Raw genomic sequence first — 21,028 nt, forward strand, 5'->3', positions numbered from 1 at the left:
GACGGAGACTCGATGTGCCCGACGATGGGCGTGAGGTGCCCACGGTCACGGACGATCCGGGGTCGCTTCATCAGTTGCCTCCGCTCGGGGCCGTCCCGAGCGTGACCTGCACGGTCTGCTCGTTGCCACCCTGTGTGTACGTCACCGAGACCTGGTCGCCGGGGGCGTGCGAGCGGACCGCCGCGATGAGTGCGTCGCCGCTGGCGATGACGCGGTCGTCGACCTTGGTGACCACTGCACCGGTCGGGATGCCCGCCTGCGCGGCCGGCCCGCCGTCGGTGACGGCCATGACCGTGGCTCCGTTGGCGTCGTCGCGGCTCGGGACGCTGATGCCGATGATCGCCTGCGTCGCCTTGCCGGTCTGTACAAGCTCGTCGGCGATGCGGCGCGCCTGGTCGACGGGGATGGCGAAGCCGAGGCCGATGGACCCGCTCTGCGACTCGGACGAGCTGGCGCCCGCTCCCAACGTCGCGATGGCGCTGTTGACGCCGACCAGCTTGCCGTTCATGTCCACGAGCGCGCCGCCCGAGTTGCCGGGGTTGATGGCCGCGTCGGTCTGGATCGCGTCGATCACCGTGGTCTGGTCCGTCGACTCGCCACTGGTCGCGACCGGGCGGTTGAGCGACGAGATGATGCCGGAGGTCACCGTGCCGGCGAGGCCGAGCGGCGATCCGACGGCCACGACACCCTGACCCACCTGCAGACCATCCGAGGTGCCGAGCTCGATGGGCGTCAGGTTGCTGCGACCCTGCGCCTTGATCACCGCGATGTCCGAGGACGCGTCCGCACCGACCACCGTCGCCGACGACGTGGATCCGTCGTTGAAGGAGACGGTCAGCTGGGCGTTCGCACCCGCGCCGGACACGACGTGGTTGTTCGTCAGGATGAGACCGTCGGAGGAGAGGATCACGCCGGACCCCTCACCCTCGGCGGTGCGGCCCGCCACCTGGATCTGGACCACGCTGGGGAGCACCTTGCCGGCCACGGCCTGCACCGAACCGTCAGGAGCGTTGGCGGCCGGGTTCGCCTGCGTGACGGGCTGATTGAGGGCGTTGGTCACGCCACCGTTGCCGCCGTCCGCGGCGATGGCGCCGACCGCGCCGCCGACTCCACCGCTCACCAGGGCCAGGGCGATGGCGCCTGCGACGAGGGCTGCACGCCCCGGCTTCCGCGACGTGGTCGCCGGCGCCGTCCCGCCGTAGTACTGCGGCTGCTGGTACGGGTTCTGCTGGTAGGGGTTCTGTCCCTGCTGATGAGGCTGCTGATACGGGTTGTGGGGCTGCTGGTGCTGACCCGCCTGGTGTTGACCGGCCTGGTGTTGACCCGACTGTCGACCGTCCCACCCGGTGTACTGGGGCTGTGTCTGTCCCCCGTACGCGGGCTGCTGCGCGGTGGGCTCCGATGCGCCGTCCCGGCCGTCGCGGCCGGTGTCACCAGTGGTGCGGTCCTCGTTCATGCGTTTCGCTCCATCTCCATGACCGGCTCGCACCGGTCACCTCACGTCGTCCTGATCGACGATGCTCCGCCGGACTGAGAGGGCGCTGAGATCATCGTGTCAGTGGCCTGTGGGTCCTGCGATCCTGTTCCCAGCAGATCCTGCGGACCGGCGGATTCCCCCCGGGAGAACGATTCGAATCAGGGTGCCGCCGGTGACCGAGTCCTCGACCGCGATGGTTCCGCCGTGCTTGAGCACCACCTGGCGCACGATCGCCAGACCCAGTCCCGATCCGGGCATCGACCGCGACGCGGTGGACCGGTAGAAGCGTTCGAACACCAGCTCTCGTTCCTCGGGCGCGATACCCGGACCCGCGTCGGACACGGTGAGTTCGAGCAGGCCGTCGGGCCGGGCGATCATCGCCACGTGCACGGTGGCGCCCGACGGACTCCACTTGGCCGCGTTGTCGAGCACGTTGAGGACGGCGCGGGACAGACCTGCCTGGTCGCCGTACAGGATCCACGGTGTGGTCATCGAGTCGAAGTCGATCTCGTTGCGACGCCTGCGAACTCGCTCCAGGCTGCGTTCGACGACATCCGCCATGTCGACACGTTCGAAGACGTTCTCCGGGGCGTCCTCACGTGCCAGGTCGACCAGATCGCCGACGAGCGTGGACAGTTCCTCGATCTGCGCCACCACGTCGAGACGCAGCTCCGCCATGTCCTGCTCCGGGATGCGCGGCGCACCCGGCCGACTCGACGCGATCAGCAGTTCCATGTTGGTGCGCAACGACGTCAGCGGGGTCCGCAGTTCGTGACCCGCGTCCGCCACGAGTCGACTCTGCCGCGCCCGCGACTCGGCGAGCGCCCGCAGCATCGTGTTGAAACTGTCGGTGAGGCGGGCGAGTTCGTCGTTACCCGTCACCGGAATGGGCGTCAGGTCGTCGGTTCGGGCGACACGCTCGGCCGCCGCCGTCAGCCGTCCGATGGGTCGCAGACCGGTGCGTCCCACCGCCGTGCCGGCCACCGCCGCGAGGACGACGCCACAGCCGCCCACGACGAACAGCACCCAGGCCAGTCGGTCCAGGACCTGGCCGGTGGGCGCGAGCCGCTGTGCGATCACCAGCGTGCTTCCGGTCTGCGTGCGCTCCGCGAGAACGCGAGCTCCCGAGGTGGTGCGCAGCGACGAGGTCGACTGTCCCAGCGCGACGTCCATCTCGGGGTCACCGATGGGCACGATCGAACCCGGCGGGATGTACTTCGTCAGGTCAGGAAAGATCAGCGCGACACTGACATCGGTGCTGTAGAGCGTGGCGCCCGCGACGTACCGGGGATCGAAGGCGACGAGGTTGGTCTCGATCAGCGCACTCGCCCGGGTACGCAGCTGATTGTCGACGTCGCCGTACAGCGCGCGGGACACCACCGCGTACGCGGCGATCGCCATGACGGCGACCGCGATGGCCACCACGGACGCCGCGAGCAGCGTGACACGCCACCGCAGGGACACCGAGCGGGTGAGGGGCATCGGAGGACGCATGAGTCCGTCCTGTGCCGCGCGCCCCTTGTCGGTCCCGGCCTCGCCCCGCCGGCGGCCGAAGGGAGCAACCATCACGGAGGCGTTTCCCGCAGCACGTAACCCACACCGCGGACGGTGTGGATGAGACGAGTCTCGCCGTCGGCCTCGGTCTTGCGCCGCAGATACCCGACGTACACCTCGAGGGCGTTGCCCGACGTCGGGAAGTCGTAGCCCCACACCTCCTCGAGGATGCGGCTCCGGCTGAGCACCCGTCGGGGGTTGGCGAGCAGCATCTCGAGCAACGAGAACTCGGTGCGGGTCAGGCTGATGGGCCGTTCGCCCCGTCGCACCTCGCGCGTGACGGGGTCGAGTGACAGATCGGCGAACGTCATGGCCTCGCTGTCCGGACCCAGTTCCCCACCGGTGCGTCGCAACAGTGCACGCAGCCGTGCCAGCAGCTCCTCGAGCGCGAACGGTTTGGGCAGGTAGTCGTCCGCCCCGGCATCGAGACCCGCCACCCGCTCGGACACGGAGTCACGAGCCGTCAGGACCAGGATCGGCAGGTCGTCTCCGGTGCTGCGCAGGCGACGGCACACCTCGAGCCCGTCGAGCCGGGGCATCATGACGTCGAGGACCAGCGCGTCCGGTCGCTCGGCCGCGACCTTCTCGAGGGCGTCGAGACCGTCGGTGGCCAGGTCCACGGTGTACCCGTTGAACGTCAGCGACCGTCGCAGCGATTCTCGGACGGCACGATCGTCGTCGGTCACCAGTACACGCATGGGAACAGTGTCGCCCCGACGACTGAGACGCTGCTGAGAGGACACAGGGGCGGCCGGTGTCAGCGCCCGAACAGCCGGTCGACGAACGCGATCGCATCGGGCTGCGAGTCACGGAACGTCTGACTGTGGTCGCCCGGGTAGGTCCGGAAGGTCAGCGGTTCGCCGTTGGCCGTCATGGCCGCCGCGAGCGACAGGGCGGACGGTGCCGGCACATCGACGTCCCGCAGACCCTGGCCGATGAAGACGGGACGGTCGTACCCGGAGGTGGGCACACCCATGTAGTCGTTCAGCAGTCCGTACACGTTCGGGATCTGCGCCAGCGGCCGCGAGAACATGTCGCCCAGTCGCAGCCCGGACACCGCATCGTGGAACGGGTTCGCGCACTGCGTCTCGGCGGTGTCCACCCACTGCCGGCCGAGCGGAGTCAGGTACGAGTTCAGATCGATCTCGGGATGGGCGGCCCGCAACCCCGCCAGAATGTAGAAGACGTACGACGTCAGACCGTCCGGAATCGCGACGGGCGGGACTCCTGGCCCGAGCGGAAGCAGAACGAGTTCGATGTTGGCGGGCACGCCGGTCCCGACGGCGCCGAGGTAGTCCAGGCCGTCGCCGCCGTACTCGGTGGCGTACCGCGCGGTCGTCACCGCGGCGCCGCCGCCCTGGGACTGGCCGATCGCGACCCATCGATTCGACAGCGTCGGCTCCAGTTCCCTTGCAGCAGCCACACTGTCGACGACGCTGTGCGCCTGCACCTCGCCGTCCAGGTACGGCATCACTCCGGGGGTACCGAGACCCACGTAGTCCGTGGCGACGATCGCGTAGCCGCGGTTCAGCCACGTCTGGAGGTACGGGAAGTCGCGGTCCGGCAACGTGGGGCCGACGACCGACGGAGCGCAGTCGTCGCCGAGCCCGGACGTGCCGTGGGCCCACGCGATGACAGGCCAGCCACCTTGGGGCGCCTCGCCGGGCGGCAGATAGACGCTACCGGTACTCAGGGCCGGCTCGTTCTGCGAGCCCACCGACCAGTAGGTGATGCGCCGGGCGTCGACACTTCCCGGAATCGGGGCCGGTGACGCCGTCGATCCGACGAGAGTGCCCGGATCACGGTCCTGCGCCTGCGCCACACCCGTGAGGGTCAGCGCGACGGACGTCGTGGCGGTCAGGGTCACCAAGGCGCGCAGCAGGCGGCGGGAGCGGTTCGGCACGGCGTCACCGTACCGCTCCGGCGCCGGACTCCGGACTAGAACATACGTTCGATCACGGCTACGCTCTCCAGTCATGGACGAGGTGGGTGCGACGCAGAGTTCGGTGAACGACAAGGTGCTCGAGCTGCGCGCGGTCGCGGACGAGCTCCGGGCGCTCGACGACCACCGAGTGGCCCTCGGCGACAAGCTGGTGGACCTCGAATACTGGTTCCGACGGGTGGGGTGCCTGGAGTTGTCCGACCACGCGCTCGACGTCTTCGTCTCCCGCTACGTGGGCCGGGTCTTCGAGCTGGCGGACGGCCTACGCGAGTAGCCGTGACCTCGTGTCACACTCAGTTGTGACCGCCGTCGCCCCGATCGGCACCACGTGGGGTGCCCCTCATTCCGGTGGAAACCACCTCGCAGCGGGCAATCATGGAGCACGGCGGGACACGCTCCCGCCGGGGCCGGTCAGGGGAACCGACCTCAGCACGATCGGAGGAAACACATGATGATCACACTGACACTCGTCGGCGCGGCAGCACTCGCGGTCGCACTGTTGTCCGGCGGACGCGACCTGGACTTCCGGGGACGCCAGATGTCGCACAGCTACCGTTCGCGCTGACACCGACGCACATCGACGACTGCCCACCGTTCACCTGTGAACGGTGGGCAGTTCTCTGTCCGTATTCGGTGACATCTACTATCGAACATATGTTCTAATCCATGTAGTCTGAAGTCATGGAATCGGGGGATCCAGGGTCGGCCTGGCAGGTGCAGATGGGCCGACGTGTCGGCGCGCTGCCTGCCGTGGCCGCACCTGTCGACGATCCCCGCGTGTGCGCGCTACTCGCCCAGCTCGGCTCCGCGGTCGAGGGCATCGCCATGCTCGACGCGTCGACGCTCACCAGCGAGGACCGACTGGCGCTGGTCTGCGCGGCCGAGAACACCCGGCGCCTGCTCACCGGCGCGTCACACACCTGGCTCAACGGCCTGGTGGCCGGCTCGGGATTCGACTCAGTGCTCGGTGCGATCGGCGCGAGCGGTGTTCCGCACGCACTGGCGCACATGCTGCGCATCACCACGGCTGCCGCGGCATCCCGCCTTGCCGTGGCACGCGATCTCGGCACCGGAACGACCATGACGGGTGAGACGCTCGATCCGCCGTTGACCCACACGGCCGCGGCAGCGCGGGACGGCGCGCTGGCCGACGCACACGTCTCGATCATCCGCTCGTTCCTGAAGAAGCTCCCTCACGCCGTCGATGCCGAGACGCGCGACGCCGCCGAGCAGACTCTCGCCGACCTTGCGCGCACGGTCGGACCGGAGGAGCTCACGGCCATCGCGACGCGCCTCACCGAATACCTCGATCCCGACGGAGCGGAGCCCGACGATCGCGACCGCGCCAGGAAGCGCTTCTTCGAGATCGACCCCCAGGGCCCCGATTCGATGTCGACCGGCCGCTTCTGCGTCGACCCGGTGCTGCGCGCCCTGCTCGACGCGTTCCTCGCCAAGTTCGCGGCACCCGGAACGAACAACTCCGAAAGCACTCCCTCAGCAGTCGATCTCGACGACCCGGCTCGGACCGAGGACGCGACTTCCACCGACGCGAAACCCGCCGACAGCGCGGAAGGGTCGGACGACCGCGAGGCCGAGTGGGACCACCGCACCCCCGGCCAGCGCAATCACGATGCACTGACCTACCTCCTGAAGGACGTGCTGGCCTCGGGTCGACACGGACAGCATCGTGGTCTGCCCCTGTCCGTGGTCGTGTCGGTGTCACTCGACCAGCTCACCGCCGCAGCGGGTCTCGGGCTCACCACCACCGGATCCACAATGCCCGTGGCAGACGTGGTGCGCATGGCGGCCGAGGCGCACCACTACCTCCGCGTCTTCGACGGGGCCACCGGCAGCACGCTGCACTTCGCCCGAGCCCGCCGGTGCGCGAGCACCGACCAGCGGCTCGCCCTGTTCGCCCGCGACCGCGGCTGCACCGGGCCGGGATGCTCGGCCCCCGCGTCACGGTGCGAGGCCCACCATGTCGACGACTGGGCGGCGGGCGGCCTGACCGACATCGACGACCTCGCGCTGGCGTGCGACGTCCACCATCCGCTCGTCGGCGAACGTGCCGGCCAGTGGGCCACCAGCACCGCTCCCCCGAGTCATCCGTACCCGGGAACAGTGCTGTGGCATCCGCCTGCCGTCATCGACGAGGGTCGGCACGGCATCCCGAACCACCTGAACTTCCCCGAACGGCACCTCGCACCGCCGCCGGACGACTGATCGAATCCGAGACGGTGAGCCGAGGGCGACCTCAGGTTCGACACTGCGCCGGCCTGGCACCGTCAGCCGGAATGTTCCGCCGTGAATTCCGTGATCTCGGCGAGCGCAGGCTTGGGCGAGAAATCGCGGCGCACCATTCCGAAATTCTGCTCCGTGTCGGACTCGTCGCTGCCCGAGTCACGCATGCTGTAGACGTACGCGGGCCCGAGCCAGGAATTGCCGAGAAGGGCATTGAGCATGATGCCGATGGACTCGGCCTGCCCCTCCTCGCTCATGGCATTCGCGTTCGTTCCCGTGGGTGCGCCCATCTCGGTGATCCAGATCTGCTTGTCGCCGTCACCCTCGGCACTCATGACATCGTGCATCGACCACATCGCCATCGCCGTGTTCCACGGCGCCGTCGACAGATCGTTCGGAAGGAACGGCCACGTGTACGGGTGAACGTTGAAGGCATCGAAATAACGATTCGCTCCGAGGGTGTAGAGCGACGAGAGGAAAGCGGTCGGCGAGATGTTGGTGCCGTTGTTCACCGCGGGCGCCATACCGCCGGCGAGCACCAGCGCCTCCGGTTGCACCTTCTTGATGGCGCGGTACGTCGCGCGCAGCATCAGCGCGTACACCGTCGGGTCGGGCAGCGGCGTGAAGTAGGTGGTGATGTTCGGCTCGTTCCACACCTCCCACAACACGATTCGGTCGCGGTACCGCTCCGCGGCGAGTGCTGCGAAAGCCCCGAACGCGTCCGGACTCGCCGGCCGGGCGTAGGGCTGATCCCGAGCCGTCGCCACACGCGCCCAGGCAGGTGCGTAGGTCACGATGGCGTACGGGCACATACCCCGAGCGACGATGGCGTCGACCACTCTGTCCGTCGACGACCAGTCGCGCCGACCGGGCTGCGGCTCCACCACCGACCAGTCGATGTCGATGCGGACCGAGAACATGCCCGCATTCTTCGCGATGTCGAGTTCGCGTCCGAGGTCCTCGTCCGACAGGAATCCGAAGGAGCCGCCGGGTGATCCGCCCACCCGGACGCCGTCGGACTCCGCGACGCACCGCGGTACCTCGCCCGACGGAGCGCCGGATGCCGGTGCCGGCACACCGACGAGAACGAGAAGGACAGCGGCACCAGACACGCTGCATCGCCGGAGAAACCCGGCACCGGCTCCGCGCCGAGTCGGCCTCGAACGCGAAACAGACCGATCGGTGAGCACCGGCCCAGGCTAACAGCGGCGGCCGCGCGGGGCGTACCAGCGAAAACGGACACCGGCGAGGCTCCGGCCGCGATGATTCTCCACATCGCTCGATCCCGTACAAGCCTGCATTAGTATCGGCGAAATGACGACGGGAAACGACGGCTTCGACGCCCGCCTCAACGAGGTTCTGGAACAGCAGGCCGTGAGGGTGGGCGAGACGGTGCCCGCCTATGTTCGGCGCGCCGTCATGACACGCCTGGTGAAAGAACTTGCCGAGGCGGACGACACCGATCTCGGCCATCTGCTCAAGCGCCTCGAGTCGACGGCGGATCCGGTGCCCGACACGCCCGCGTCCACACCTCCGGCGGCATCCGACATGCCCGCGATCGTCACCGATCCCGATCGCGTGCGCGCCGTCGAGGCCACCGGGCTGCTCGACACCCCGTCCGAACCGGCCTACGACCGCATCGTGGCCATGGCCGCGGACGCGTTGTCCACGCCGGGCGCCTCGATCTCCTTGATCGACAAGGACCGACAGTTCATCAAGAGCGCTGTCGGTTTCGGGCCGGAGGAGGAACGACCTCGGGAGATTCCCCTCGAGGCCGGAATGTGCCGCCACACGGTGGCCCTGGGTGAACCACTGCTGGTGGAGGACGCCCGCCTCGACGAGAAGTTCATGAACCACCCCGGCGTGCTGGACAAGACCTTCATCTCCTACCTCGGCATCCCTTTGGTGGACGACGGCGGTCACGCGGTGGGCACGCTGTGCGTCTGGGACGCCGAGCCACGTCAGTGGACGACGGGGCACGTACAGGTACTGAAGGACATCGCGTGGATGGTTCGCGAGCGAATTTTCGAGTGAGCGAACCATTCCGGGCGTGATCTACATTTTCGCCTCGTTAGTCTGTCCATCGGTCGCTTTTCCGTAATGGCGCCGTGACCATTCTGAGAAGACAACTCCAAAGAATGGTCTAGTGTTGACCTCGGTCGGTCAACCACTAGGTCCGTACGGAGTGAATCCTGTGTCCGAAACACTGGAATCGCGAGATACGTTGCTACGCAACGCCCCTGCCACGAGGGTGTCCAATGAACGTGGAATAGCGGACCGTCTTCGCGTCGATCCCGCACACACGATGGTCACCATCGCGGCAGACGCGACGGCAGCGATCGTGGCTGTTGCCGTGGCGAGGTTCTGGCCGGGAACGGGCGGCATCGACTACGGCTGGGTGCCGTGGTTGTTCGTGCCGCTGGTTCTGCTCATCCTGGCGTCCCGCTCGCTCTACCGACGCGGACTCCGCCGGAACTTCCTCGACGAGATCGGTCCCGTCGAGACGTCCGTCGCGCTCGCCACTCTGCTGGTGCTGACGATCTTGCTGGTCATCGGCACGGACTACCGGCCCGGCCTCTTCATGGTCCGGGTGTGGATCGCCGCGGCGATCCTGGTGGCGGTGGCGCGGTTCCTGCGCACCGCGATCCAGCGGTACCTGCGGGTGAACCACAAGTCGGCGGCTCCGACGCTCATCATCGGCGGCGGTCCGATCGCCCACCAGCTGGCGTCGCGCATGCACCAGTTCCCCGAGTACGGCCTCGACCCCGTGGGCGTGCTCGACAAGGCACCCGCGGTCGATCCGCAGCCTGACACTCCCGAGGCACTGACCGTCCCCTACATGGGCACACCGTCGCAGCTCGCGCAAGCCATCGAGCAGACCGGCGCCGAGGAGCTCGTCATCGGGTTCTCGGACGTTCCGACCGAGAGTCTGGTCAAGGCCATCCGCACCGCCCACTCGAACGGAATGCGAGTGTGGTTGGTACCGCGCCTGTTCGACACCGTCGGCGTGCGGACCCGCGTCGAGCATCTCGGCGGGTTGCCCCTGATGGTGCTGCCGCACACCGACCCCAAGGGCTGGCAGTTCGTCGTCAAGGGCGTCATGGACCGCACCCTGGCCGGACTGGGCGTGCTGGTCCTGTCCCCCGTCTTCCTGGTGCTCGCGCTGCTGGTCAAGACGAGCTCCCCCGGACCCATCTTCTTCTCCCAGGAGCGCATCGGCCGTGACGGAAAACCGTTCGGCTGCCTGAAGTTCCGGTCGATGCGTCCGCCGCGTGCCTCGGACGCCGAGTTCACTCGCGTCGAGGGCGCCGCTCCGGGCGGCGTCGAGGGCGTGGATCGCCGGACCCGTATCGGCAAGATCATGCGCCAGACGTCGCTGGACGAGCTGCCCCAGCTCCTCAACGTCGTTCGCGGCGACATGAGCCTCGTGGGTCCCCGACCGGAGCGCCCCGCATACGTGGATCTGTTCGAGATGCAGATCCGCCGCTACGGTGAGCGCCACCGGGTGAAGGCCGGTGTCACCGGGTGGGCGCAGGTGCACGGACTGCGCGGACAGACGTCCATCGCCGACCGCGCCGAGTGGGACAACTACTACATCGAGAACTGGTCGCTGTCCCTCGACATCAAGATCCTCTTCCTCACCATCGCCGCGGTCCTGAAGAAGGCGGAAGACTGACCGTGTCGGCGGTCCCGTCATGCTGATCGTCCTCGAGGGTCTCGCCGCGGTCGTCGTGCTGGTCGTCGCGTTCCTGGTGGCACGCGCGGTCTTTCACCGACCGCAGCTCGGGGTGCTGCTGCTGGCCGCGTTCGTCCCGCTGAACGGTCTCCTCGCCATCCTTCCGCTGCCCGGCTTCGTCGCCGGCTGGAAGGAGGGCCTGGTGATCTTCACGCTCGGCAGCGCCTGGATCCGGCGCAGTCGAGCGCTGGGCCCGCGTCGTCCGACACTGCTGATGCCCTGGTGGCCGGCCGCAGCCCTGTTCGTGGTGTTCGGGACCGCGTCGGCACTGCTGTCGTTCGGGGTCATCGGCTTCGTCGGCATCAAGGTGACGTTCTTCTACCTGCTGCTGGTGGCGATCCTGTGGCTCGCGCCGTTCGACGCCCGCGACCGGGACCACCTCGTCAGCATCCTCATGGGCATGGGCGCGTTCACGTCCCTGGTCGGCATCGCCCAGTTGCTCGCGGGACCGGCGGCGCTCGTGGCGATCGGGTACGAGTACGGCACCCAGGTCCGGACGTCGGGCGGGCTGCTCCGCACGTTCAGCACGTTCAACCTGCCCTTCCCGTTCGGGCTCTACGTGATGCTGTCGCTGCTCGTCGGCGGAGCCGTGGCGCTCGCGAACCCCATGCGCCGGCGCAACCTGCTGTTCCTGTGCGCGAGCCCGTTCATGGTGGTCGCCATGTCGAGTGCCATCGTGCGAGCGGCGCTGCTCGGACTCGCAGTCGGGCTGATCTACATGACCATCATCCGGTTCCGCGCACTCGGCGGTCTGCTCGTGATCATGGCGGCGCTCGTCGGCGCGATCCTGCCGTTCGTCCCCAAGATCACGTCGGTCTTCTTCTCGTCGAGCAGCCTGAACGAACGTGGCGGTCGATGGAACGAGGTCATCGAGAAGGTGCGCACCCACTGGCTCGGCGAGGGGCTCGGGTCGAGTGGTGCGGCAGCGGACCGGATCTCGTCGGCGCAGGGTGAGAACATCACCGGGTCGCTCGGGCTGTCCACCAACTACCAGCCCGACAACTACTACGTGAAGACGGCTCTCGAACTCGGTCCGATCGGACTGTGGGCCGTCCTCGCGCTCCTGGTGACCGCCCTGATCTGGTGCACGCGACTCTCCCGCACCCTCCCCGGTCAGGACGGCGCGCTGACACTCGGTGTCGGCGCCTCCATCGTGGCGGCGATGTTCGCGTCGCTGGTGGCCACCTATTTCGAGATCTTCCCTATCGACGTCTATTTCTGGCTCTTGTTAGGAGTTGTGGGATGCGCAGCAGCACAACACGAATCGTTTTCGGGGCCCTCGCCCTCCGTCCCGGCGGCAGCGGCGTCCAGACGTACATCCGTGAGCTCCTGAGGGAGCTGCCCGGCCGTCTCCCCGGAACGGACCTCGCCGCCGTCGTCCAGAAGGACGCGATCGGCGAGCTGCCGACGGGCGTCGACGCGCTCCCCCGGCCGGTGTCCGGCGGTGCCGTCCGCGCGGTGCTCGGTGCGCTCCCGGTCGGATCGCACGACGTGGTCCACGGGCTCGACGTCGATCTTCCCCTCGTCGGCCGGGGCGCCACCGTCGCCACGGTGCACGACATCTCGGTCATCGACATGCCGTCCGCGTCGAGTCGCTTCCGCGCCGCCGGCGAACAGCGCCTCGTGCGACGGTCGCTGCGCAAGGCCGACCTGCTCATCGCCGTCTCGCAGTTCACCGCCGACCGCATCAAGGCCGTCAGCGGCCGCGACGCCGCGGTCGTCGAACTCGCCCCGGCAGCCTGGGCCGTGCCCCCGGAGGACGGCGCGGTGGAGACGGTGCGCGCGAAGTACGGTCTGCCCGAACGCTTCGTCATGCAGGTGGGCACCGTGGAGCCGCGCAAGAACGTGCAGTTGGTCGCCGACGCCGCGGAGAAGCTGGGCGTGCCCTTCTTCCTGGCGGGCGCGGGGTCCACGGGCCCGGACGCACCCCGCTACGCGAACGGGCTCGGCTACGTCGACGTGGAGGACCTGCCCGCGCTGTACGCGGCGGCGACCGTCACCGCGTACGCGTCGCGCTACGAGGGCTTCGGGCTGCCCCCCGTGGAAGCGATGGCGTGCGGCGGCGCCGTGGTCGCGAGCGCGGTGGGCGCCCTGCCCGAGGTGGTCGGCAAGGGCGCCGTGCTGCTCGACAACGAGCGGGTCGACGACTGGGCGGAGGCACTGAGCCCGTTGATGTTCGACGAGACGGCGCGCGCGGACCTGGTGACCGAGGCCCTGCACGCGATGGCCGACCTGACGTGGGCCCGGACCGCCGAGCGCACCGCGGACGCCTACCGGGACGCAGGCCTGCTCTGATGGACGACGACATCACCGTCGAGGGTGCCGTGATCCCCGAACCCGAGACCCCCGAACCTGAGACGACGGCACCTGAGACCACGGCACCTGAGACCACGGCACCCGACTATCGCGCGCTCGCCGCCGATCCGAAGGCGGCGGCGCGGGCGACCGCGGCGGTGCTGATCTCCCGCGTGATCGTGGCGGGACTCGGCTGGGTGGGCAGCGTCATCGTGGCCCGCTCGCTGAGCCCCGAGGGGTGGGGTCAGTTCAGCTTCGTCTTCGCGCTGCTCGGACTCATGTCCGTCGTCACCGACCTCGGCGTCGGCCGCGTCGTCCTGGCCCGACTGATGGACGACGACGCCGAGGAGATCGGCCGCACCGCCTCGTCGTTCCTCGCACTGCGCACCGTGCTCGGACTCGTGGGGTACGTGCTCGCCGTCGGCTACGTCGTGGTGCTGCAGTACCCGGGTGAGGTCATCGCGGCGACCGCTCTGGGCGGCCTCGTCGTGGTGTTCGCGACGCCGTCCCACGCACTCTCCGTGCTGTTCCAGGCTCGCCATCGACTGTTGCTGGTCGCGGTCATCGAGAGCCTGGGCCAGGGCCTGCAGTTGGTGCTCACGATCCTCGCCGCCGTCTTCGCGCCGGTGCTGCTGATCTTCGTGCTGCCGGCCGTGCTCAACGAGGCGTTCCGCGCGGTCGGCAAGGGTCTCGCGGTGCGGCGGCGGTCGGTGGGCTTGCGCCCGTCTCGTCACATCGACGTCCACCGGTGGGGTGCCTACCTCCGCGAGGCGATTCCCCTCGCGATCGGCTTCGCGCTGACCATCGCGATGCTGAAGATCGACGTCCTGATGCTGAGCCTTCTCGACACCTTCGACGCGGTCGGCCTGTACTCCATCGGCTACAAGTTCTCCGACATGATGGACACCATCGCGCTGGCCGCCGTGGCGCCGGTGAGCACCCTCCTCGTGGCGGCCTGGCCGAGCGAGACGGCCACGTTCCGCGCCCGATCCCGTTCCGCGGGACTGTACTTCGCGACCTTCGGCGCCGTCGCCGTCGCCGGCTTCTGGCCCTCTGCCGAGCCGCTCATCCGCCTGCTCTACGGCGAGCGCTTCGCTCCCGGTTCCGACGCGGCACGGCTCCTCGTCCTCGGTGCCGCGATCATGTCGCTCATCCTGCTCGGCATCTTCCTGCTCGCCTCCGCGGGGATGCAGCGGCACTACCCGCTCGTCGCGCTGTTCGGCCTCGCTCTCAACATCGGCCTTAACGTCGCGCTCATTCCGAGGTTGTCCTACAACGGATCCGCCATCGCCACCGTCGTCACGTTCGGTGTCACGGTGATCATGCTGTGGGTCGTGATCGAGCGCAGCATGCCCATGTCGGGGCTGCTCGCCGTGTCGCCGATCCTCGTGCTCGCCGCCGTCACGGCCGCGGTGACGGTCGGGGCGACACTGCTCGTCGACGCGGCACCGTCCCTGTGGTTCCTGATCTCGGTCGTCGCGGCGCTCCTGGTCGCCGCGTGCGGGTTCCTCCTGACCAAGCGTGACTCGCGCAGCAACTCTCCTGCCCCGGAGGTCGCCTCGTGACTCCGGATCGCACCACCGTGTTCGTCGCGCACACCGCGAACATCTCGGGTGCCGAGAAGATGCTGCTGTCGCTGGTGTCCGAGGCACTGCGGGGGCCGGGCGGCGTCACCGTCGTCTGTCCCGTCGGGGCGCTGTCCGAGGCGCTGCCCGACGCCGCGGTGCACGTCGCGATCCCCGAGCTGGGCCTGGGCGGAGAGCAGGGAGTCGCCCGCATCGGCGCCGCGGCGAGGATGGCGGCGCGGTGGGTGTCGGCGGCACGGACGCTGCGTGCGGTGACGCGACGGCCGGCGACCCACACCGTCGTCAACTCGCTGTTCGCCCTGCCCGCAGCGCGACTCGCCCGGCCACCGCACGGTGTCGCCTGGCTGGTGCACGATGCGATCGCGGCGGGACGCCAGCGCGCCGTGGCATCGGCGAGTCGAGGCGCCGTCCGCCGCGCGGTCGCGTGCACGTCCGCCGCGGCGGCACCGGTACGCGACCTCGGCATCGAGGTGGAGATCGTGCCCTACGGCGTGCCGTGGCCCGTGGAGGATTTCGCCGCCCCCACGCACTCGCCGCCCGTCGTGGGCATGCTCGCGCTCCTCACTCCGTGGAAGGGGCACCTCGTCCTGCTCGACGCGGTCGCGACGCTCGACGACGTGATGGTCGAACTTGCGGGCGGCAGCTTCTCCGGCGATCAGGCGTACGTCGACGAACTGCACACGCGGGCAGCACGTCCCGATCTCGCGGGACGTGTCCGCTTCCTCGGGCACGTCGATCCCGACAGCGCGCTGCGCCGGTGGGACGTCGTGGTGTCGGCCAGCGTTCTCCCCGAGGCGGGGCCCCTGTCCGTCCTCGAGGCCATGTCCCACGGGGTGCCGGTGGTGGCCACCGATCACGGCGGTCCCACCGAGTTCCTCGCTCGCGGGGAGGGCGTGCTGGTCCCGCCGGGTGACGCGGCGGCACTGGCCGACGCTCTGCGAAGGGTGCTCGGCGACGACGCGGCGCGCGCGGACATGGGAGCACGCGCGCGGGACACCGTCGCGACGCGTCACGACATCTCGGTCACCCTCCCCCGACTGTTGACGGAATTGACCGCATGAATGCCACGGCAGAAAGAGCCATCAGCCATTCCTCGCGCACCCAGAATGGGTACCGCGTCGGTTTCGCGACGGCCCGCGAACCGATCTCCCGAACGGTGACACACGGCAATTCGCCTACGCAGGAATGGTCTCCGTCCCTGCGTAGTATCGAATGGAACATGCCGTCGACCGGGCATGACCGCACGCGCACCAGCAACTCGAGGAGATTCGGTTGGCGCCCGTAGACGACCCCGTGCACCGCGGAGACGTACCTCCGCCGATAGATCTCGCCGGGCACATGCGGGAACTGGGACGCGCGTTCCTTCCCGCTCTGATCATCGCGCTGATCGTCGGCGCCGGCGTCTTCGCCCTCCGCGAGTACGGCACCGAGAAGCAGTACGCGGCATCCGTCGTGACGGAGATCCGGGCGACCGGCGAGGTGATCCCCGGCGACGCGTTCATCGAGCAGCTGCGCGCCCCGTTCATCGGGCTGGCCGCGGACAACGACGTGCTCGATCAGGTGCTGTCGCAGGTCGACACAGGCTGGGACGCCGGCGAGCTCGCCTCCCACCTCGAGCTCGCCCCGGGAACGTCGCCGGCGCTGCTCACCTTCACCGTCACCGCGGACTCCCCCGAGCTCGCCCTCGAGGTCGCCCGCACCACGGTGACCACGGTGTCGCAGGCGTCGTCGGCCAACGCCGCCCGCAACGCACAGGGGCAGCTCGAGCAGGTTCAAGCCTCGATCGCGGCCGAGGAAGCCCGCAACTCCCAGCTCATCCCGGGCGACCCTGCCCGCTCCGCATCGGACCAGTCGCTCGCCGACCTCCGCGACCAGCTGACACAGCTCCAGAGCACGGGCGGCGGGAACCAGCTGGTGGTGCTCGCCGTGCCCGAGCAGAGCACCGCCCCCGTCTCACCGATGCCGGCCTCGGAGGCCTCCGTCGCGGGCCTGGTGGCGTTCATCGTCGCCGCCGAGCTGATCGTGTTGCTGCGCAGTCGACTCGGGCGTCGTCCGCGGCCCGCGTGGGCCCGCCGCGTCGCTCGCAAGTACCAGGCCGACTTCGATCCGAAGGTGACCACGGGCCTGCCGCCCATCGTCGCCGCGACGGTGGCCGCGTCGGACCGGGGCGCGCCGTCGTCGAACGGCAACGGCAGCAACGGCAACGGCACCCGATCGGCCGGCGCTCGGCACGCCGCCCACGGCCGCATCGAGCAGAACGTGCTGGTACTCGTCGGTGACGACGCCGTGTATCCGGCTCCCACCTCCCTCTCCACGGGCGGGCAGCCCCGCCACCCGGACGCACTCGTCGGGGCCGACCTCACGAGCGAGTGGTGGACCTTCGTCGACGTGCACGACGTCGAGACCGCGGTGGTACTACTGTCGTCCGGTGGACGCGACCGCCGAGCTGCCGAGGGAGTGCTGAAGCAGCTGCGGACGTTCGGCATCCACACTCACCTCGTCGTGCAACCGTCCGGCCGCAAGCGCCGGTCCGATCCCGCTCCGGGTGGACGCACGGCCTCCCAGCGCCCCGAGGAACAGGTCGGACACAATGCCAGACACTGACAAGATCGCGATCGTCCACGAGCGCTTCACCGAGATCGCCGGATCCGAGCACGTCGTCGAACAGCTCGCTCTGCAGTGGCCGGGTGCGCGCGTGTACGCACCCATCGCCCGTCCCGAGGGAACTCCCGCCGGGCTGACCACGCCGCCGAACACCACGTGGCTCAACTCGATCTACAACGGCATCGGTCAGCGGTCCTACGCCCCGGTCCTGCCGCTGATGCCGACGGTGTTCCGTCGTCTGCCGTTGCGCGACGCCGAGGCCGTCGTCGTGAGCCACCACGCCTTCGCGACGCAGGCCGTGCACGCGACCGACGCTCCCGTCATCGCCTACGTGCACAGCCCGGCGCGTTGGGCGTGGGATCCGGAACTGCGGGCGGGTGAGGGCGGCGGCCGCGCAGGTGCCGCGATCCTCACGGCACTGTCGGCCGTCGCACGGCGCTGCGAGACAGGAGCCGCGCCGCGTCTGACCACCGTTGTCGCCAACTCGACCGCCGTAGCGGACCGCATCTCGCGCTGGTGGGGACGAGACGACGCCGTGGTGGTGCACCCACCCGTCGACACCGAGGGTTTCACTCCCGATCCGACGGTGGAGCGTGAGGACTTCTTCCTGCTCGCCGGTCGCCTGGTGCCGTACAAGCGTCCCGACATCGCGATCCGTGCGGCAGCCCTGGCGGACGTACCGCTCATCGTCGCCGGCGACGGCCGCGCGATGGAGCAGTGCCGCGCCCTCGCCGGACCGAAGACGGTGTTCCTCGGCCGCGTCTCGCACGAGAAGCTGCTCGAGCTCCACCGCTCCACGCGTGCACTGCTGATGCCCGGCATCGAGGACTTCGGCATCGTTCCCGTCGAGTCGATGGCCACCGGTACCCCGGTCATCGCGCTCGGTGAGGGTGGTGCCGTCGACTCGGTCATCCACGGCACCACCGGATTGCACGTGCAGCCCGGTACCGACGACGAGATCGTCACCGGTTTCGCCGACGCCATGACGTCGTTCGACCCGGCCCAGTTCGATCGAGCGCAGATCCGCGTCTGGGCGGAAGGCTTCTCGCGAGCCAACTTCCGCTCACGAATGCAGGAGGTGATCGATGCCGCAGTCTGAGTACCCGTCGACCGAACTCGACCGCACCTTCGCGTCCGCGCAGACCCTCGCCGTCGTCGGGCCGACGGCGGGTCTCGACGTCGACGCCGCGCGGGCGATGCTCGCCGCGGCGGAGAACGCGTCCCCCACCTCCCGCATCCGGCTCGATCCCCGCTCGGACAGTCGGAACTGGGCGTACCGCACCGACATCGGCGCCGGCACTGCCGTCACCAGCAGGCCGGATCTGGCCACCGACGACCTCGGTGAGCTGATGGACCGGGTGCGCACCCGCGACGGTGTACGCGCCCCCGTGGAGATCGTGCTGTGCGGTGACTACGCCGTGGTCCACTACTCCCACGGCGTGGGCGACGGTCAGCTCGGTGTACTGCTGGTCGGCGCCGCCGCGAGCGACCCCGGCTTCGCGATCGCACGCAGCATGGCGCCGTCGCTGCCGAGAAGCGCCACGTGGAGTGCTCTGCGGCGGCACTACCGATCCAACCCTCGTGCCCTGCAGGACTTCCGGCGCCTACGCGCCGTCCACAAACGGCGTGACGCGACGGCCGACGGGGCGCCGACGCGCCGTATCGAGCACTGGGAATCGTCGAAGACCACGCGCGCGGCCTACATGCGTCCCGAGCAGGTGGCGGAACTGCGATCGTGGTCGAAGGCGAACGCGCCGGGCGCCACCGGCGCGTCGGTGTCGGTCGCTCTGCTCGTCGCCGCTCTGCGCTCCGAGGGTGTCCCCCTCGACGAGCACGTCATGATCCTCTTCAACTGCCGCCGGTACCTCGACGAGAAGCACCGCGCGGAACACGGCAACTTCGCGATCGGTATCCCGGTCCGCCTGCCCGTGCTGCCGACGCCGGGTGACGTCGCCGGTGTCATGAAGCAGGTCATCGACTCCGGCTGGCCCATCGCCGTGCTCGGAATGGCCGATGCCCGAGCAACTCTCAAGGGTCACCGGACGGCCCCGGCACCGGCGCCGAGCGAGGACGTCGTCACGGTGCCCGACCGACCGCGACTCGCGGTGAGCGACCTGGGCACCCTCTCGATCTACGACCACCTTCCCTGGCTCGACGACGGTCGGCCCCGTCAGATGACGGCTTCTCTCGAACCCGACGGCCCGGACGGCATCTCGATCCTCGTCTCGCAGGTCCAGGGCGGACGTTCGTACTCGGCGTCGTTCTGCAGCGGCATGATCGAGACCGAGACGGTCGACCGTGCCCTCGCCCGCGCGTGTGCCGATCCTGTCGGTTTGCTGAGCCGGAACACCGCCGACCTGCGCTCCGACGGGGAGTGACGTGCGGTGGCCGCGATCATCGGGACGACGACCGCGCGCCGCCAGGTCGCGCTGACCTGGCTGTCGGTGCTGGCCGTCCTCTGCGCGAGTTGCGCTGGGCTGCCGGGAGAGTCGGCCCCGGAGACTTCCGTCGACTCTCTCACCGACGTCGCCGCGGGCTCACTGCTGGGCACCCCTCGTGACTTCGCGGGCTATCCCGCACTCGCCACCCTGACAGCGGTGTCGAAGACGGTGCTCTACCGTTCGACCTCCGGCATCGACGGCTCCGCCACCGAGGTGAGCGGGCTGGTCCTCGTTCCTCGCGGCGACCCACCGGCGGGTGGGTGGCCGGTCGTCGCCGTCGGCCACGCGACCACCGGTACCGACAGTCGGTGCGCGCCGTCCACCCACATCGGGCTGCTGGGGGCGCTCACCACCGTGATCCCGTTCCTCGCCAACGGTTACGTGGTCGCCATGACCGACTACGAGGGCCTGGGCACCCCGGGGCCGCACCCGTACCTCGATGCCGCCACGGCCGGCAACAACGTGATCGACGCGGTGCGCGCAGCGCGCGAGGTGGAACCGACGGCGTCCGACTCCTGGATCGGCTACGGCGTCTCCCAGGGCGGGCAGGCGGTGTGGGCCGCCAACGAACGGGCCGCCGACTACGGCGACGGACTCCGCCTCGTCGGCACCATCAGCATGTCCCCCGCGACCGACCTGAGCCCGCTCGTCGACGCGATGGTGGCCGGAACACTCACCGCCGAACAGGTCGTGCTGGTGCCGTCGGTCCTGACAGGGCTGTCCGTCGCGCACCCCGACCTCCAGGTGACCGACTACCTCCGCGGTGTGCTGTACGAACGCCGGGACGTCTTCGCCGCCTGCGAGGGCGAGAACGACGGGCTCGAGAGCGCGATCGCCGAGTCTGTCACACCGGCGGACTACGCACCGGTGGACGAGGCCGCCGCAGATCGTCTGCGCGCGTGGCTCACCGAGGCCGGAGTGCCGGGCGCCGCGGCGACCGCGCCCATGTTCGTCGGCTACGGCGAACTGGATCGACTCGCACTCCCGGAGTGGACGGTGGCCGCGGTGCAGCGAGCGTGCGCACTCGGCGACACCATCGAGCTCCGCGAGGCACCGGGGCAGGGCCACGGCATCCTGAACCTCGGAAGTGCGCCGGCGGAATGGCTGGACGGCCGGTTCGCCGGGACACCGGCGCCGAGTACCTGCAACTAG

The 21,028-nt window shown here is 69.4% G+C and carries 17 protein-coding genes; 12 read left to right on the forward strand and 5 right to left on the reverse strand.

Going from position 1 to position 21,028, the window contains the following annotated elements:
• Positions 1–70: 70 nt before the first annotated feature.
• The 4 genes from QE449_RS16380 to QE449_RS16395 all read right to left on the reverse strand — a co-directional run bounded on the left by QE449_RS16380 (position 71) and on the right by QE449_RS16395 (position 4,934).
• Positions 71–1,456 carry a S1C family serine protease gene (locus tag QE449_RS16380; RefSeq protein WP_307109163.1) on the reverse strand — a complete coding sequence of 462 codons (1,386 nt, stop codon included), beginning with the start codon at positions 1,454–1,456 and terminating at the stop codon, positions 71–73.
• 99 nt (positions 1,457–1,555) lie between these two features.
• Positions 1,556–3,043 carry a HAMP domain-containing sensor histidine kinase gene (locus tag QE449_RS16385; RefSeq protein ID WP_307109745.1) on the reverse strand — a complete coding sequence of 496 codons (1,488 nt, stop codon included), beginning with the start codon at positions 3,041–3,043 and terminating at the stop codon, positions 1,556–1,558.
• Complete coding sequence (locus tag QE449_RS16390; RefSeq protein WP_027504120.1) at positions 3,043–3,729, reverse strand: response regulator transcription factor; 687 nt, start codon at positions 3,727–3,729, stop codon at positions 3,043–3,045. The genes QE449_RS16385 and QE449_RS16390 overlap by 1 nt, the downstream gene beginning before the upstream one ends.
• A gap of 59 nt (positions 3,730–3,788) precedes the next feature.
• A complete protein-coding gene (locus QE449_RS16395) occupies positions 3,789–4,934 on the reverse strand; it encodes an alpha/beta hydrolase family protein (protein WP_373428309.1) in 1,146 nt (381 codons plus the stop codon).
• A 73-nt stretch (positions 4,935–5,007) separates the two neighbouring features.
• Between QE449_RS16395 and QE449_RS16400 the strand changes: the two genes are divergently transcribed.
• Complete coding sequence (locus tag QE449_RS16400; protein WP_307109164.1) at positions 5,008–5,247, forward strand: hypothetical protein; 240 nt, start codon at positions 5,008–5,010, stop codon at positions 5,245–5,247.
• A gap of 407 nt (positions 5,248–5,654) precedes the next feature.
• Entirely contained in the window at positions 5,655–7,196 is a 1,542-nt protein-coding gene (locus QE449_RS16405; RefSeq protein ID WP_307109165.1) for an HNH endonuclease signature motif containing protein, read from the forward strand.
• A gap of 62 nt (positions 7,197–7,258) precedes the next feature.
• On the opposite strand, the gene QE449_RS16410 is transcribed toward QE449_RS16405, so the two are convergent.
• Positions 7,259–8,326 (reverse strand): cellulase family glycosylhydrolase, encoded by a 1,068-nt coding sequence (locus tag QE449_RS16410; RefSeq protein ID WP_307109166.1) that lies wholly within the window; start codon positions 8,324–8,326, stop codon positions 7,259–7,261.
• Positions 8,327–8,528: 202 nt separating this feature from the next.
• On the opposite strand from QE449_RS16410, the gene QE449_RS16415 reads away from it, so the two are divergent.
• The 10 genes from QE449_RS16415 to QE449_RS16460 all read left to right on the forward strand — a co-directional run bounded on the left by QE449_RS16415 (position 8,529) and on the right by QE449_RS16460 (position 21,028).
• On the forward strand, positions 8,529–9,248 hold the full coding sequence (locus QE449_RS16415) for a GAF domain-containing protein (protein WP_027504123.1): 720 nt from the start codon (positions 8,529–8,531) through the stop codon (positions 9,246–9,248).
• 271 nt (positions 9,249–9,519) lie between these two features.
• Complete coding sequence (locus tag QE449_RS16420) at positions 9,520–10,890, forward strand: sugar transferase (RefSeq protein ID WP_307109167.1); 1,371 nt, start codon at positions 9,520–9,522, stop codon at positions 10,888–10,890.
• A 19-nt stretch (positions 10,891–10,909) separates the two neighbouring features.
• Complete coding sequence (locus QE449_RS16425) at positions 10,910–12,283, forward strand: O-antigen ligase (RefSeq protein WP_222650130.1); 1,374 nt, start codon at positions 10,910–10,912, stop codon at positions 12,281–12,283.
• The gene (locus QE449_RS16430) at positions 12,193–13,245 is read left to right on the forward strand and encodes a glycosyltransferase family 1 protein (RefSeq protein ID WP_056447022.1); all 1,053 of its coding nucleotides are present in this window, start codon (positions 12,193–12,195) and stop codon (positions 13,243–13,245) included. The genes QE449_RS16425 and QE449_RS16430 overlap by 91 nt, the downstream gene beginning before the upstream one ends.
• Positions 13,245–14,810: a flippase gene (locus tag QE449_RS16435; RefSeq protein WP_307109168.1), complete on the forward strand. Its 1,566-nt coding sequence runs from the start codon at positions 13,245–13,247 to the stop codon at positions 14,808–14,810. Before QE449_RS16430 ends, QE449_RS16435 begins: the two co-directional genes overlap by 1 nt.
• Entirely contained in the window at positions 14,807–15,892 is a 1,086-nt protein-coding gene (locus QE449_RS16440) for a glycosyltransferase family 4 protein (RefSeq protein WP_307109169.1), read from the forward strand. Before QE449_RS16435 ends, QE449_RS16440 begins: the two co-directional genes overlap by 4 nt.
• A 211-nt stretch (positions 15,893–16,103) precedes the next feature.
• Entirely contained in the window at positions 16,104–17,435 is a 1,332-nt protein-coding gene (locus tag QE449_RS16445) for a hypothetical protein (protein ID WP_307109170.1), read from the forward strand.
• The gene (locus QE449_RS16450) at positions 17,422–18,534 is read left to right on the forward strand and encodes a glycosyltransferase (protein WP_285188033.1); all 1,113 of its coding nucleotides are present in this window, start codon (positions 17,422–17,424) and stop codon (positions 18,532–18,534) included. Before QE449_RS16445 ends, QE449_RS16450 begins: the two co-directional genes overlap by 14 nt.
• Positions 18,521–19,813 (forward strand): hypothetical protein, encoded by a 1,293-nt coding sequence (locus QE449_RS16455; RefSeq protein ID WP_222627678.1) that lies wholly within the window; start codon positions 18,521–18,523, stop codon positions 19,811–19,813. The genes QE449_RS16450 and QE449_RS16455 overlap by 14 nt, the downstream gene beginning before the upstream one ends.
• Positions 19,814–19,819: 6 nt before the next feature.
• A complete protein-coding gene (locus QE449_RS16460) occupies positions 19,820–21,028 on the forward strand; it encodes a lipase family protein (RefSeq protein WP_307109171.1) in 1,209 nt (402 codons plus the stop codon).

It is taken from the genome of Rhodococcus sp. SORGH_AS_0303 (assembly GCF_030819335.1).
Taxonomy (GTDB): domain Bacteria; phylum Actinomycetota; class Actinomycetes; order Mycobacteriales; family Mycobacteriaceae; genus Rhodococcoides.

Coding starts and splice junctions, on each gene's coding strand:
- QE449_RS16415 (WP_027504123.1), top strand. CDS start 8,529: ATGACGACGGGAAACGACGGCTTCGACGCCCGCCTCAACGAGGTTCTG.
- QE449_RS16455 (WP_222627678.1), top strand. CDS start 18,521: ATGCCGCAGTCTGAGTACCCGTCGACCGAACTCGACCGCACCTTCGCG.
- QE449_RS16425 (WP_222650130.1), top strand. CDS start 10,910: ATGCTGATCGTCCTCGAGGGTCTCGCCGCGGTCGTCGTGCTGGTCGTC.
- QE449_RS16390 (WP_027504120.1), bottom strand. CDS start 3,729: ATGCGTGTACTGGTGACCGACGACGATCGTGCCGTCCGAGAATCGCTG.
- QE449_RS16420 (WP_307109167.1), top strand. CDS start 9,520: ATGGTCACCATCGCGGCAGACGCGACGGCAGCGATCGTGGCTGTTGCC.
- QE449_RS16450 (WP_285188033.1), top strand. CDS start 17,422: ATGCCAGACACTGACAAGATCGCGATCGTCCACGAGCGCTTCACCGAG.
- QE449_RS16435 (WP_307109168.1), top strand. CDS start 13,245: ATGGACGACGACATCACCGTCGAGGGTGCCGTGATCCCCGAACCCGAG.
- QE449_RS16430 (WP_056447022.1), top strand. CDS start 12,193: ATGCGCAGCAGCACAACACGAATCGTTTTCGGGGCCCTCGCCCTCCGT.
- QE449_RS16405 (WP_307109165.1), top strand. CDS start 5,655: ATGGAATCGGGGGATCCAGGGTCGGCCTGGCAGGTGCAGATGGGCCGA.
- QE449_RS16380 (WP_307109163.1), bottom strand. CDS start 1,456: ATGAACGAGGACCGCACCACTGGTGACACCGGCCGCGACGGCCGGGAC.
- QE449_RS16400 (WP_307109164.1), top strand. CDS start 5,008: ATGGACGAGGTGGGTGCGACGCAGAGTTCGGTGAACGACAAGGTGCTC.
- QE449_RS16385 (WP_307109745.1), bottom strand. CDS start 3,043: ATGGTTGCTCCCTTCGGCCGCCGGCGGGGCGAGGCCGGGACCGACAAG.